General features: G+C 52.0%; 12 protein-coding genes and 1 rRNA gene. 6 read left to right on the top strand and 7 right to left on the bottom strand.

What is annotated here, in order from left to right; translation table 11 throughout:
- The first annotated feature begins 352 nt into the window (after positions 1-352).
- Complete coding sequence (locus BZG20_RS14090) at positions 353-1,663, top strand: anaerobic C4-dicarboxylate transporter (RefSeq protein WP_046074545.1); 1,311 nt, start codon at positions 353-355, stop codon at positions 1,661-1,663.
- 101 nt (positions 1,664-1,764) lie between these two features.
- Here BZG20_RS14090 and aspA read toward each other — a convergent pair whose 3' ends face one another.
- The gene (aspA, locus tag BZG20_RS14085) at positions 1,765-3,228 is read right to left on the bottom strand and encodes an aspartate ammonia-lyase (RefSeq protein WP_046074546.1); all 1,464 of its coding nucleotides are present in this window, start codon (positions 3,226-3,228) and stop codon (positions 1,765-1,767) included.
- Positions 3,229-3,522: 294 nt separating this feature from the next.
- Between aspA and BZG20_RS14080 the strand changes: the two genes are divergently transcribed.
- Positions 3,523-4,041, top strand: coding sequence for an FxsA family protein (locus BZG20_RS14080; RefSeq protein WP_077579406.1), 519 nt, complete (start codon positions 3,523-3,525; stop codon positions 4,039-4,041).
- Positions 4,042-4,111: 70 nt separating this feature from the next.
- On the opposite strand, the gene BZG20_RS14075 is transcribed toward BZG20_RS14080, so the two are convergent.
- From BZG20_RS14075 to BZG20_RS14060, 4 genes are read right to left on the bottom strand one after another with little or no spacing between them, the layout of a single operon-like run.
- On the bottom strand, positions 4,112-6,070 hold the full coding sequence (locus BZG20_RS14075; protein WP_077579405.1) for an acetoacetate--CoA ligase: 1,959 nt from the start codon (positions 6,068-6,070) through the stop codon (positions 4,112-4,114).
- 9 nt (positions 6,071-6,079) lie between these two features.
- Positions 6,080-6,700, bottom strand: coding sequence for a maleylacetoacetate isomerase (maiA, locus tag BZG20_RS14070; RefSeq protein WP_077579404.1), 621 nt, complete (start codon positions 6,698-6,700; stop codon positions 6,080-6,082).
- Positions 6,701-6,760: 60 nt separating this feature from the next.
- Entirely contained in the window at positions 6,761-7,747 is a 987-nt protein-coding gene (locus BZG20_RS14065) for a fumarylacetoacetate hydrolase family protein (RefSeq protein WP_077579403.1), read from the bottom strand.
- A 14-nt stretch (positions 7,748-7,761) separates the two neighbouring features.
- Positions 7,762-8,901, bottom strand: coding sequence for a homogentisate 1,2-dioxygenase (locus tag BZG20_RS14060; protein ID WP_074214047.1), 1,140 nt, complete (start codon positions 8,899-8,901; stop codon positions 7,762-7,764).
- 232 nt (positions 8,902-9,133) lie between these two features.
- On the opposite strand from BZG20_RS14060, the gene BZG20_RS14055 reads away from it, so the two are divergent.
- On the top strand, positions 9,134-9,622 hold the full coding sequence (locus BZG20_RS14055; RefSeq protein ID WP_338012965.1) for a MarR family transcriptional regulator: 489 nt from the start codon (positions 9,134-9,136) through the stop codon (positions 9,620-9,622).
- Here BZG20_RS14055 and BZG20_RS14050 read toward each other — a convergent pair.
- A complete protein-coding gene (locus BZG20_RS14050) occupies positions 9,592-10,941 on the bottom strand; it encodes an MATE family efflux transporter (RefSeq protein ID WP_077579402.1) in 1,350 nt (449 codons plus the stop codon). The two genes, BZG20_RS14055 and BZG20_RS14050, sit on opposite strands and share 31 nt — an antisense overlap.
- Positions 10,942-11,159: 218 nt before the next feature.
- On the opposite strand from BZG20_RS14050, the gene BZG20_RS14045 reads away from it, so the two are divergent.
- Positions 11,160-11,450, top strand: a complete 291-nt coding sequence (locus tag BZG20_RS14045) for a co-chaperone GroES (protein ID WP_046074554.1) — start codon at positions 11,160-11,162, stop codon at positions 11,448-11,450.
- A gap of 43 nt (positions 11,451-11,493) precedes the next feature.
- Positions 11,494-13,143, top strand: a complete 1,650-nt coding sequence (gene groL / locus BZG20_RS14040) for a chaperonin GroEL (RefSeq protein WP_046074555.1) — start codon at positions 11,494-11,496, stop codon at positions 13,141-13,143.
- 78 nt (positions 13,144-13,221) lie between these two features.
- Here groL and BZG20_RS14035 read toward each other — a convergent pair whose 3' ends face one another.
- Entirely contained in the window at positions 13,222-13,554 is a 333-nt protein-coding gene (locus BZG20_RS14035) for an SMR family transporter (RefSeq protein WP_046074556.1), read from the bottom strand.
- Between the two features lie 489 nt (positions 13,555-14,043).
- Between BZG20_RS14035 and BZG20_RS14030 the strand changes: the two genes are divergently transcribed.
- A 16S ribosomal RNA gene (locus BZG20_RS14030) occupies positions 14,044-14,234 on the top strand; the annotation flags it as partial.

The following is a 14,234-nucleotide window of genomic DNA, read 5'->3' as shown; positions in this document are numbered from 1 at the left end:
CTCCCTATTGCTTGTTATGATATAACATAACACTTACTAAGGAGGATGAAAAGTCCATCAGTGTCTAGGTGAAAGATCTCAATTTCTGAACTTTTTGTTGTCAGTTCGCGAAAAGTGTTACTTTTTCTTACCTGAATCAACATGCGCGTGACTGTACCTGGTTAGGATTTGGCCATGGTGCTGAGCGCGGTTGCTCACATCTCCCACCAAGGATGGTGCTTATCGGTGGTGGTAAGCAGACGGAGGAATCGTCATATCGTATCTACGCCCCAATACGCCCTGTGCGTGCCATAAGACAATGAATGCATGTGAACGGGCGTGTGGGGACGTCTATCCAAAGTAGGAGAAAGTTATGTTCTTGGTTGAGTTATTAGTGGTACTCAGCTGCATCTTAATCGGTGCCCGTATCGGCGGCATTGGTTTAGGTGTGATGGGCGGGGTCGGGCTCGCGGTACTCAGTTTTGGTTTCGGTTTGCAACCCACGCATCCACCTATCGACGTGTTGCTGATGATCATGGCGGTGGTCGCCGCTGCAGCAACCATGCAAGCTGCAGGTGGCTTGGATTTTTTAATTAAAATTGCCACCAATATATTACGTAAAAACCCACGTCACATTACCTTTGTTGCCCCTTTAGTGACTTATGTCTTCACCATGATGGCGGGAACCGGACACGTTGCCTATTCGGTATTGCCGGTGATTGCTGAAGTCAGTCGCAAAAGCGGCATTCGTCCGGCTCGCCCTTTGGGTATGGCGGTCATTGCCTCGCAATTTGCGATTGTAGCCAGCCCCATCGCGGCAGCGGTGGTTGCCTGTGTGGCCTTTTTAGAGCCGCAAGGCATTACCCTTACCGATGTGCTGTCGGTCACCATTCCTAGCACCTTTATTGGCCTTGCTTTGGCGTGTGTGATCGTCAATAAGCTAGGTAAAGAGCTTAAAGACGATCCTGAATATCAACGTCGCCTGCAAGACCCTGACTTTCGCCGAGAAATGGAAGCGGATTTGGCCGTTGAAGATATCGAAGTCACGCCAGCAGCGAAGAAATCGGTTGGCTTGTTCTTATTTGGTGCTTTAGCGGTCGTCGTCATGGGGGCATTCCCAACCCTGCGACCGGCCTTTGATGGCGAGCCAATGGGAATGGCGCATACCATTGAAATCGTGATGTTGTCAGTCGGTGCACTGATCATTTTGACCTGTAAGCCAGATGGCAATGCGATTAGCCAAGGCTCGGTATTCCATGCTGGGATGCGTGCCATTGTCGCTATCTTTGGTATTGCGTGGCTAGGTGATACCTTGATTGGTGGCCATGGTGAGATGGTGAAAGAGGCGGTGTCTGGCTTGGTAGAAATGGCGCCATGGACATTTGCGTTTGCGCTGTTCGCCTTGTCAGTGATGGTGAACAGTCAAGGTGCCACGACAGCGGTATTGGTGCCGGTGGCGATTACCTTGGGGCTGCCGCCTTCGATGATTATTGCGACCTTTGTAGCGGTGAATGGCTACTTCTTTATTCCTAACTACGGGCCTATCATTGCCTCCATCGACTTTGACCGAACCGGCACCACGCGGATAGGTAAGTACATTTTTAATCACAGCTTTATGGCACCAGGCTTGCTGAGTATGGTGTTCAGTATCGCTTGTGGTTTGCTGATTACGCAGGTGCTGTAACGGCGGTTTACGGTATAAAAGAAGGGCGCTTTCAGCGCCCTTTGTTGTCTCTATCGGTCGTCGGTGTCTGTTGTGAGTGACCCACTACGATGACTGACCCACTACGCGTTAAAACGTTTACCGCGATACTTAGGATGCATCAGGTTTTCAACCGAGAAGATCTCGTCCAGCTCCCCCTCGGTCATTAAACCGCGTTCGAGCACCACTTCTTTAACGCTCTTACCTGTTTCAGCACAAATCTTACCGACAATATCGCCCTCGTGGTGGCCGATAAAGGGGTTAAGATAAGTGATGATGCCAATCGAGTTATGCACATAGTGCTCGCACACCGCTTGGTTAACGGTAATCCCGCTCACACATTTTTCACCGAGATTGCGGCAACCATTGGCTAAAATCGAGATAGACTCAAACAGCGCCTGCCCAATGACGGGCTCCATCACGTTAAGCTGGAGCTGACCGGCTTCGGCGGCAAAGGTGATGGTGGTGTCATTCCCCATTACCCGGTAGCAAACCTGATTCACCACTTCTGGGATCACCGGGTTAACCTTAGCGGGCATGATGGATGAACCGGCCTGCATTTCGGGTAGGTTAATTTCATTGAGCCCCGCACGTGGGCCCGAGGAAAGTAGACGGAGGTCGTTACAAATCTTCGATAGTTTCACTGCCAGGCGTTTTAGCGCACCATGCACCATCACATAGGACCCACAGTCTGACGTGGCTTCAATCAAATCTTCGGCCGGGATACAGGGTAAGCCCGTGATTTCAGCCAGGCGTTTTACCGCCAGTTGTTGATAGCCTTCGGCGGCATTCAACTTAGTACCAATCGCGGTCGCGCCGAGGTTTACCTCTAACAGTAACGCTGCGGTGTATTTGATGTTTTTAATCTCCTCGCGCAGTAGCACTGAGAAGGCTTTGAACTCTTGCCCGACCGTCATCGGCACCGCATCCTGCAGCTGGGTGCGGCCCATTTTGATCACGTGTGCATAGGCTTCGGCCTTGGCGTCGAATTCTTTTTGCAGATAATCAATCGCATCCATTAATTTTAGAATGCTGTTGTAAACGGCAATACGAAAACCGGTGGGGTAGGCACAATTGGTCGATTGGCTCTTATTGACGTGATCGTTGGGATTAATCACATCATAGTCACCTTTTTCGTGCCCCATCAGCTCAAGCGCAAGGTTGGCAATCACCTCATTGGCATTCATGTTGACTGACGTCCCAGCGCCGCCTTGAAAGACGTCCGAGGGGAATTGATCCATGCATTTGCCTGTTTGTAGGATTTGGTCGCAGGCTTTGATGATGTAATCGCCGACATCTGCGGGGATCACGCCGAGCTCTTGGTTTGCCATCGCGGCGGCTTTTTTGGTGTAAACCATGCCGCGTACGAAATCGGGGATATCAGAAATCCGGGTGCCGGAAATAGTAAAGTTTTCGATCGCCCGCAGCGTATGGATGCCGTAGTAGGCATCGGCAGGTACCGCGCGTTGGCCGAGTAAATCTTCTTCTAAACGGGTTGCTGTGGTTAGGGTTGAGGTTTCATTGGGTGTTATAATCGTCTGAGACATGCGTTGGCCTTAACATCAAGTTATTATAATGATTAAAACGTCGCCACAAATTTTGCTGTAGAATCCATTCCTCAGAGATTTTGGCTGGATGTATTATCTGTTACATCCTTTCAGCCGCCATTACAGCATATAATGCGGTGAAAAGGGCTGACCCCGGTCACAGCTGTAGCATGGCGCACAGACAAAATGCGCTTTCTTGCACTTTGATTCAAGGGCTAAATTCGGTTTCGTTGTTCGGCTTTTGGCGGATTTTGATGTTAGGATGAACAGTCCATTTCCAGCGCGAGGTGAATCGTGTTTCCAATCTTATTGCTGCTATTTATTCTGGTCCCAGTGATTGAAATCGGCCTGTTCATTCAGGTTGGTGGTTGGTTGGGATTGTGGCCAACACTGGCGCTGGTTTTGATCACCGCATTCGTCGGCGCCTCTTTGGTACGGAGTCAAGGACTGATGACTCTGGCTTCGGTGCAAGATAGGCTCAACCGCGGTGAGTTACCCGCCCAGCAAATCCTTGAAGGCGTGATGCTGGCCGTCGCCGGTGTGCTGCTGTTAACGCCAGGTTTCATGACCGATGCGATGGGGATGTTGGTGCTTTTGCCTGGGCCGCGAGCCGCGCTCGCCAAACAAGTGATGAAGCGCGTCACTGTGTCTCAAGCGAGCTTTAGCCAAGGTAACTTCCATCAAGGGGGCAATGCGCAAGGTCCTTTTGGGGAGGACCCGTTCCGTCGCGGAGGCCGTGGTGACGATGGCAACACCTTTGAGGGGGAATATGAGCGTAAAGATGACGATGATGATGACCATCGCCTGCGCTAAGTCATGTTGGGGCTAAACCCAGCCGAAAGGCCGCATGAGGATGCGGCCTTTTTCGATCATGGCTTCCCGCTTACTCGGTGAGCTCGGGGCGCTGACGGTATTGGTCGAGTGATGCTGGGTTGTCCAGCGCACTTAACTGCGCCACGTCTTGGCCATGGACCACATCGCGCACCGCTAACTCGGCCAGTTTCCCTGACTTGGTTCGTGGAATATCGCTCACCTCGGCAATTACGGCGGGAACGTGACGCGGCGTGCACTGGGTGCGGATGGTTTTTTTGATGGTTTGCTTGAGTGACTCATCCAGTGTCACTCCGGCGGCGAGTTTGACGAATAGCACCACGCGGACATCATTTTGCCATTGCTGACCAATGACCACCGAATCCATGATCTCGCTAAGCTGATTCACATGGCGATAGATTTCCGCCGTACCAATTCGTACCCCGCCTGGGTTTAATACCGCATCAGACCGGCCATAGAACACCATGCCACCTTGTGCGGTCAGGCGTACATAGTCACCATGAAACCAGATATCATCAATCTTGTTCCAATAGGCATTGTGGTAGCGGCGGCCATCGGTATCGTGCCAAAAGCCAACCGGCTGATTGGGGAAGCTATTACAACACACCAGCTCCCCTTTCTGCTCTTCAACCGCTTGCCCTTGGGCGTTAAACACTTGTACATCGAGCGCCAAGCCTCGCTTTTGGCTTTCGCCGCGATAAACCGGTGACAGTGGGCTGCCAAGAACAAAACAGCCACAAATGTCGGTGCCGCCCGCAATCGAGCTTAACTGCAGATCGGACTTTATCTTTTGATAGACATAATCAAACTGCTCGGGCGCAAGTACCGAGCCGGTCGAACACAGGACACGTAACGACGCCAGCGAGTAATCATCTTTTGGCGCCACACCTTGTTTTTCCAATGCCTCTAAGTATTTCGCCGCCGTGCCAAAAAGGGTGAGCTGGTGCCGCTCGGCCAGTCGCCAAAGTACTCCCGCATCCGGATAAAACGGCGAGCCATCATAAAGCACCAAGGTCGCGCCACTTGCTAAAGCGCTGACTTGCCAATTCCACATCATCCAGCCGCAGGTGGTGAAATAGAAAAAGCGATCGCCGGGGCGCACATCCGAATGGAGCTGATGCTCTTTCAAATGATTGAGCAATATCCCCCCCACCGAATGAATAATGCACTTGGGCTTACCCGTGGTGCCGGAAGAGTACAGCACAAAGAGTGGAGCATTGAACGCCACGCGGGTAAAGCGAAGCGGCGGCGCGTCCTTGGCTAATAAGTCTTGCCAGTTATCCACGCCAGCAGGTAAAGAAGGTCGATCGCCATCAAAAGGGATCACCACTAAGCGCTCAATGGCTGGCACATTATCCACCACCTGCTGCGCTTTATTCAGGCAGTCATAGGTTTTGCCGTTGTAATGATAGTGATCGGTGGTAAACAGCACTTTGGGCTCGGTTTGGCCAAAACGGTCTAATACACTGTCGACGCCAAAGTCCGGTGAAGTTGAGGTCCAAATCGCGCCTAGTGCCGCGGTGGCAAGCATCGCAATCACGGTTTCCGGTAGGTTGGGTAAATAGCCGGCAACCACATCGCCTGGTTGAACGCCTTGCGTATCTAGGTAGTGACGGATGGCCGCCACCTGATCGACGAGCTCACGCCAAGTGAGGGTGCGTGCTACCTCATGCTCACCGCTAAAAATCATCGCCGGTTGGTCGGCATATTGCTCTGCGTGCTTGAGCAGGTTTTCGGCATAGTTCAGACGTGCGGTGGGAAACCACTGGCTATCCCGATTAGGGTGCTCGGGGTCGATATCGCACACTCTCTCGCCCGGATCGCCGATCACGCCAGCAAATTGCCATAACTGTTGCCAAAAATCGCCGCTTTGGCGTACTGACCATGCATAAAGATCGTCATAGCCACTCAGCTGGGTGTCGTGATCTTGATTCACGGCACGGATAAACGCGGCGAGTAAGGTGTGGGTTTGACGTTCCTTATCCGGCGCCCACAACAATCCGTCTTTCATGTCCTCTCCTTAGCTCTTATCAGGGTGTGCCTGTATAAATGCATCCAGCGCTTGGCATTGTGATTCAATGCGCGTCAGGGTTGGGTAGGCCGTTAAATCAAACGCAAATCGGCGTGCATTAAACAGCTGCGCGACCAAACAAATATCGGCCAAATTGGGCGCTTCGCCGCCAATAAAGGAGCTGTCTAATCCTTGTAATTTGGCTTCCAAACCATCGAACCCTTGTTTTAGCCAATGGTGATACCAAGTGATTTTGTCGTCATCACTGTGGCCAAAGGGGCCGGTTAAGTATTGCAGAACCCGCAAGTTATTGAGTGGATGCACATCACAGGCAATGTCGAGCGCCAGTGATCGACACTGGGCTTTTTGCACTGGATCACTGGGGAGCAGTTTGACCTGTGGATAGCGCTCGTCGAGGTATTCGATAATGGCGAGCGATTGGCTCAAGGTGACGTCGCCATCGACCAAGGTAGGCACTAAACCGGCGGGGTTGAGCGAAAGATAGGCGTCGCTGTGCTGGTGTTTATCCAGCAGGGACACGGTTTCTCGTTGGTAGGTGAGGCCTTTAAGGCCAAGGGCGATGCGGACGCGGTAGGCCGCGGTCGACTTACTGTAATCATAAAGCAGCATACAAGCTCCTAGGCGGCGTCAACGTAAAGCGCGCCCAGAGGTACTAGGCGCGCATCAAGGTTACTCCGGGATGTAACGGGTCACAGTTTGCTCAATGGCGCCGAAAATAGACGCATCTTGGCTGTCGCGCATATCGATGGTGACGCTATCGCCAAAGGTCATAAACGGAGTTTTTGCCTCGCCTTGGTCGATAATTTCCAGCATGCGCTTTTCGGCTAAGCAGCACGAGCCTTTGCTGCGATCGGTGTTGGACACAGTACCGGAGCCAATAATGGTCCCCGCACTGACATGGCGGCTTTTCGCCACATGCGCGACCAGCTCGGCAAAATCAAAAGTCATATCGACACCGGCCTCGGGTGACCCGAACCATTCGCCGTTGAGGGTGACATGCATCGGTAAGTGGACTTTATGATCGCGCCAGTGATCGCCCAGCTCATCTGGGGTAACCGCTACCGGTGAAAATGCAGAGGCGGGCTTGGATTGGAAAAAGCCGAACCCTTTGGCAAGCTCGCCGGGGATCAGGTTGCGCAGTGAAACGTCGTTGACCAGCATCAGCAGTTTAATGTGTTGGCCCGCTTTGTCAGCACTAAGGTGCATGGGCACATCATCGGTGACGACGGCAAGCTCGGCTTCAAAGTCACAGCCCCACGCATCATCGACCAATTCAATCTCGTCACGTGGGCCGAGAAAGCCATCAGACATGCCTTGATACATCAGTGGGTCGGTCCAAAAACTCTCAGGCATTTGTGCGCCGCGTGCTTTGCGCACCAGTTCAACGTGGTTAACGTAGGCACTACCATCCGCCCACTGATAGGCGCGGGGCAGTGGTGAGTCGCAGACACTTGGGTCAAAGGCAAAGGACTCACTGACTTGGTTGTCGTTGAGCGCGTCGTAGCGCTGAGTCAGTTTGGGCGCAAGGGTCGCCCAGTTATCGAGCGCCGCTTGTAGTGTGGGCGCAATATCGTCGGCGTGGACGGCGCGAGTAAGGTCACGAGAGACCAAAATCAATTTGCCATCACGTCCGTGTTTGAGTGAAGCCAGTTTCATTGCTTTCTCCTTCGCTATTCTGCGTCACTTGGCGTGCGCCAAGAGTAAACATAATCGGTCAGCTCGGTGGCTTTCGCCGCGTCGCCCATATCAAGTGGCATGCGGGTATCGATCATCACCGCCACTTCATCGGTCTCTTTTTTCTGATGCTTTTTGCCCGCGGCAAAGGCTTTTGGGTGAGGACCATGTGGGAAGCCACAAGGGTGTAAGGTCACCATGCCGGCATCAATGTTATCGCGGCTGAAAAAGTCACCTTGGTGATAGAAAAGCACCTCATCATAGTCATCGTTATTGTGGTAGAAAGGCACCTTCAGTGCGCCAGGATCGGACTCGATCGGGCGGGGGACAAAGGTACAAATCACAAAACCTTGCGCGACAAAGGTAGTGTGCGCCGATGGCGGCAAGTGATAACGATGGCTCATTAACGGACGGATATCTCGCCAGTTGAGTCGGAATACGGTGAGGTTACCTTTCCAGCCCACCGCATCGAGTGGGTTGTAAGGATAGGTGACACGGTTAAGCTGCTGGCGCGATTTGATCATCACCTGCCAACTTTCGCTGTCGGATTGCTGGGCTTTAAAGCTATCGTCAATGCGTGCATGTTCTAACACCGCGGGGTCAAACACCGCATGTTCGCCGACAATGCCTCGTTCGGCGCTCATGTAGGAGCCGTGTGTCGCTTCAATCATCAACAAGGTGGTGGCCTCATCCGGCACCAGTCGCCAGCTGGTGGCGCGAGGAATGATCAAATAATCGCCTTTGCTATAGCGCAAGTGGCCATAATCGCAATACAGCGAGCCTTCGCCCTGATGGACAAACAAGCAATCGTCGCCATCGCTGTTGCGCACCAGATAAGACATGGCGGTATCGGTGCGCCATAAGCGAACCTGAACGTTGGCATTGGATAACAGCACCGGTGCATCCATTGGCGACGTGCCTTGGGTTTCAACTCGGTTGGTGTCAAAAGCATGCGGTCGCAATGGCCCTTCCCACTCGCTCCAGCCCGTCGGGGGATGGCGGTGATACATATGACTGGCCGGGCCAAAAAAGCCTTCTTTGCCACACTCGCGCTCGTAGGTTCCCTCGGGAAAGTCGCAGTGGGCTTGACGAGAGGCATCCCCTTCACGAATGGGGAATGAAAACCACTTTCGCATAACTCGCTCCTTGTGCTGGGCGGCCGAGCTCACTGGGACCGCCAAATAGTTTCAAAAGAAACAATCTATCTGTTTATACTAGCGATCAGAGACGAGAAAAAGCAACGTGGTGTTAACAAATGTTTTACCTTGTGTGTTCAGTATTTTTGCCGCTTAAAAACCTTAAGTGTAAACAAAGCACTACCTTTGCATCTTATCGAAGCCTCTCGTAAAGTAGGTTATATGATTTCACTTGAAACTAATTGATATGACCCTTCCTCATTTAACGCTCGATAGCTTTTTGCCTTATAAGCTGGTTCACACGGCGGAGTTGGTGGCCGATAGTCTTGCGGCACGTTATGAAGCAGAGTTTGGATTATCGCGCCCTGAGTGGCGCGTGCTGGCCTCTTTGGGGGCACGGGATGGCGTGATGGCGAAAGATTTAGCCGCAGAAACACGGCTGGATAAAGTGAAAGTGTCGCGCTTGCTTACCCGTTTAGAGCAGCATCAGTTGGTAGAGCGACGCGCATGCCAAGGTGATCAACGCGCCGCGTTAGTCCATTTGACCGACAAAGGCCGCACCCATTACCAGACCATTGTTCCCAAAGTACTGGAGTGGGAAAAAGCCATGCTCGAGGGACTCAGTGCGGCGCAGTATCAAGCGCTTTATCAGGCGCTAGATGCTCTGCAGCATCGCGTTCAAGAGCTGGCTCAGACGGGCAATGATGCCGCGAGTGTCTGACGGCGCAACACCACAGCATAGAGGTACGCCATAATACCCGCCAGCAGGTTGGCAATGGCGATGCCCGCAAACAGGCCATGGGTGCCGTTGATCATGCCGCCCAACCATGCACAGGGCACCAAGAAGACAAACAAACGGACGAGGTTGCAGGCGAACGAATGCAGCGAACGCTTCATCGCATTCAGGCCGCCGACCAATAACATCAAGGTGCCTTGTAAGCCGTAACTTGCCGGGACCACCATTAAATAGTGGGCAATTTCTTGTTGAACCCGTACATCGTCACTGAATACATCCGCAATCAAATCGATAAAAGGCCACAGCGACAAGTACAAGGCAAATTGAAACAAGATGGCAAAGCGCATCGCGCTAAACAGCGCTTGAAAGGCCCGTTGATGGTATTGCGCACCAAAGTTTTGCGACATTAAGGGCGTGAGCGATGACGTCATCGCCATCATCACAATTAATAAAATGGCTTCAATACGCTGAGCGGCGCCATAGGCGGCAACGCTTTCTGTTCCCTGTGAGGCGAGCATCATCATTAAAATGGCGCCTGCGGCTGGGTTTAAGGCATTGGTCATTCCAGCCGGCATGCCAATTTTGAGGATCTGACGCACGTCAGTCGCTAGCTTGGTCCATTGCGGCGCCATCAGCAGTCGCTCACGGCGAATTAGTATACTCAGCGCGGCAACTAATGCCCCCGCCCAACTGACGGCACTGGCGATGGCCGCCCCTTGCACTCCCAGTTCTGGAAATGGGCCCAAGCCAAAAATCAGTAAGGGGTCGAGCGCTCCATTAATCAGGCCGGAGACCATCATGATTTTCGCCGGCGTTTTCGTATCGCCCGTGGCGCGGATAGCCGCGTTCCCTGCCATCGGCACGACGAGCAATGGAATAGTGAGATACCACACCTGCATATAGTCGTGGATTAACGGCAATAAGTTGTCGCTTGCCCCGAGTGCGGAGAACACCGGATTGATGGTAGCGGCCCCTAACCAGCCGACGGCCATTACCATGAATACCGCCAAGATCAAACCGTGACTCGACACCCGCGCGGCATCTTGATGATCGCCCTGGCCGAGTAATCGCGCGACCAAGGCAGCAATACCCACGCCTAATCCGAGCGTGATGGAGTTGACCGCAAAGGTGATGGGAAAGGTGAAGCTCACCGCGGCGAGTGCTTCCGTGCCAAGCAGTGAAATAAAGAAGGTATCCACCACATTGAACATGATGATCGCGAACAGCCCAAATACCATGGGTACGGTCATCTTACGCAATGTGAGGTTGATCGGGGCGGATAGCAGCCCGTGTTTGTCGTTCATAATCGCTTATCACTGGGTTGGGACGGCTTACCCTAGCGGATCCTCACAATTGGAGAAAGTTGCCAGTCTAAAAAAACAAAAAAATTGCTGTAAAACCCTTGGGAAAGAAAAAGGGCGTCCCCACATAGGGAGTTACATCAGGAACCGGACGCATGTACGGCCTGTGTGCATACTTACTTCATCAAACGGAACATCATTACTAATTCAGGAGACGACCGATGAACATTCGTCCACTACATGATCGCGTTATCGTTGAGCGCCAAGAAGCTGAGTCTAAATCAGCAGGCGGCATCGTGTTAACTGGTTCTGCTGCAGAAAAGTCTACCCGCGGCAAAGTGCTGGCGGTAGGCAAAGGCCGTATTCTTGAAAACGGCAACGTGCAGCCATTGGACGTTCAAGTGGGTGACACTGTTATCTTCTCTGAAGGCTTTGGCACCAAGACGGAAAAAATCGAGGGTCAAGAAGTTCTGATCTTGTCTGAAAGCGACATCATGGCAATCGTTGAATAATTCATTTCACCTCCAATCAATAAATTAAGAAAGGAATAGAATCATGGCTGCTAAAGACGTTAAATTTAGTGACGACGCGCGTGCGAAAATGCTCGAAGGTGTAAATGTTCTGGCTGATGCCGTGAAAGTCACACTGGGCCCTAAAGGCCGTAACGTAGTACTAGACAAATCATTCGGTGCCCCAACCATCACCAAAGATGGTGTCTCTGTTGCCCGTGAAATTGAACTGGAAGACAAGTTCCAGAACATGGGCGCACAAATGGTGAAAGAGGTGGCGTCGCAGTCAAACGACGCGGCGGGTGACGGTACGACAACTGCAACTGTATTGGCGCAATCTATCGTCAATGAAGGCTTGAAAGCGGTTGCAGCGGGCATGAACCCAATGGATCTGAAGCGCGGTATCGATAAAGCGGTTGTGGCCGCGGTGGAAGAGCTGAAAAACCTGTCAGCGCCTTGCACCAGCAATAATGCCATCGAGCAAGTGGGCACGATTTCAGCGAACTCTGACCACACCGTTGGTAAGATCATCGCTCAAGCGATGGAAAAAGTGGGTCGTGACGGCGTGATCACCGTGGAAGAAGGTCAATCACTGCAAGACGAACTGAGCGTCGTAGAAGGCATGCAGTTCGATCGTGGTTACCTATCTCCTTACTTCATCAATAACCAAGAAGCCGGTAACGTTGAACTGGATAACCCATTTATCCTACTGATCGACAAAAAAGTGTCGAACATCCGCGAGCTGCTACCAACGCTAGAAGCGGTTTCAAAAGCGTCTCGTCCTCTGCTGATCATTGCAGAAGACCTTGAAGGTGAAGCGCTGGCGACATTGGTTGTCAACAACATGCGTGGCATCGTCAAAGTCGCTGCCGTGAAAGCGCCTGGCTTTGGTGACCGTCGTAAAGCGATGCTGCAAGATATCGCAACCTTGACGGCAGGCACTGTGGTTTCTGAAGAAATCGGCATGGATCTAGAGAAAGTGACGCTGGAAGACCTAGGTCAAGCGAAGCGCGTCACTGTCACTAAAGACAACACCACTATCGTTGATGGTGTCGGTGAGGAAGCGGCGATTGAAGGGCGTGTTGCACAGATTCGTCAACAAATCGAAGAAGCAACCTCAGACTACGACAAAGAAAAACTGCAAGAGCGCGTCGCGAAACTGGCTGGCGGTGTTGCAGTGATCAAAGTCGGCGCAGCGACCGAAGTCGAAATGAAAGAGAAGAAAGATCGCGTTGAAGATGCTCTGCATGCAACACGTGCGGCGGTTGAAGAAGGCGTGGTTGCCGGTGGCGGTGTTGCCTTAATCCGTGCGGCGAGCAAAGTTGGCGAGCTGAAAGGTGACAACGAAGAGCAAAACGTCGGCATCCGTGTTGCACTGCGCGCCATGGAATCACCACTTCGTCAAATCGCGACTAACGCGGGTGATGAAGACTCAGTGGTTGCTAACAAAGTGAAATCTGGCGACAACCACTTTGGCTACAATGCATCAACCGGCGAATACGGTGACATGATTGAGATGGGCATCCTTGACCCAACCAAGGTGACACGTAGTGCACTACAGTTCGCTGCCTCTGTTGCGGGTCTGATGATCACGACGGAAGCCATGGTTACCGATCTGCCACAAAAAGACGGCGGTGCTGATATGGGCGCGGCTGCTGGTATGGGTGGCATGGGCGGAATGGGCGGCATGATGTAATCGCCTTTCCCTCAGAAATGAAAAACCCAGCTTCGGCTGGGTTTTTTCGTTGTGTGCTGCCAGGATCGATTTTAATCGTCAGTGTGTTGAAGTGGATGAGAATAAGTTCATCACGGCCACACCGGCAACAATCAGTGTCATCCCAATCACCGCCGGCGTATCGAGCTTCTGGTCGAACACCAACCAGCCAATGAGCGCTATCAATGTCACGCCCGCGCCCGCCCATATCGCATAGGCGATGCCTACAGGAATGGCGCGTAAAGTGAGGGCGAGTAGATAGAAAGAGAAACTGTATCCCACTACCACTAATATCGAAGGAACGAGCTTAGAAAAGCCGTCACTGTTTTTGAGTGATGCGGTTGCAATCACCTCTGCCACAATAGCAAACCCTAGAAAAAGCCAATGCTTCATATCGATGACTCCCAAGTGAGAAACAGGTGAGCTATGCTACCAGCCAATTTTTATGATGTATGCCTCATTTTGAGTAGAGAAGAGTGAAAGACACGATCGGACATGTAAGCCAAGGTGAACACGAGCGGCAAAATATAGCAGGTAAAGTAGGCAAAATATCTTGCTCTGTACGCTTTTTGTTCAGGTGACATTTTTTTTGCAAAAAGGGGTTGCGGGAAAAACTGAGATCTCTATACTGCGCTTCCTGTTGACGGGGCAACGAGACGCAAGTCACGAAATGCCAACCACTCAGTCAACACGCTCTTTAACAATTTGACCTATGCAATCTGTGTGGGCACTCGTTGAGAATAGACAAAAAGATTTATTCGATGAACTGAGTGACCAAACGACAACTTTTACAGTTGTTCGGCACAGTCAATTCGTTTTTCTCTTCGGAGAGAAACAGTAATCAGTATTCATTGAGCTGAAACTTCGGTTTCGAAAAAACTTWAATTGAAGAGTTTGATCATGGCTCAGATTGAACGCTGGCGGCAGGCCTAACACATGCAAGTCGAGCGGAAACGGCAGTATTGAAGCTTYGGTGGATTTACTGGACGTCGAGCGGCGGACGGGTGAGTAACGGCTGGGAACCTGCCCTGACGAGGGGGATAACCGTTGGAAACGACGGCTAATACCGCATA

It is taken from the genome of Salinivibrio sp. IB868, from assembly GCF_001995655.1.
Classification (GTDB): Bacteria; Pseudomonadota; Gammaproteobacteria; order Enterobacterales; family Vibrionaceae; genus Salinivibrio; species Salinivibrio siamensis.
Note: the sequence above shows the minus strand (reverse complement) of the source record. Positions and strands in the feature narration are given on the sequence as shown.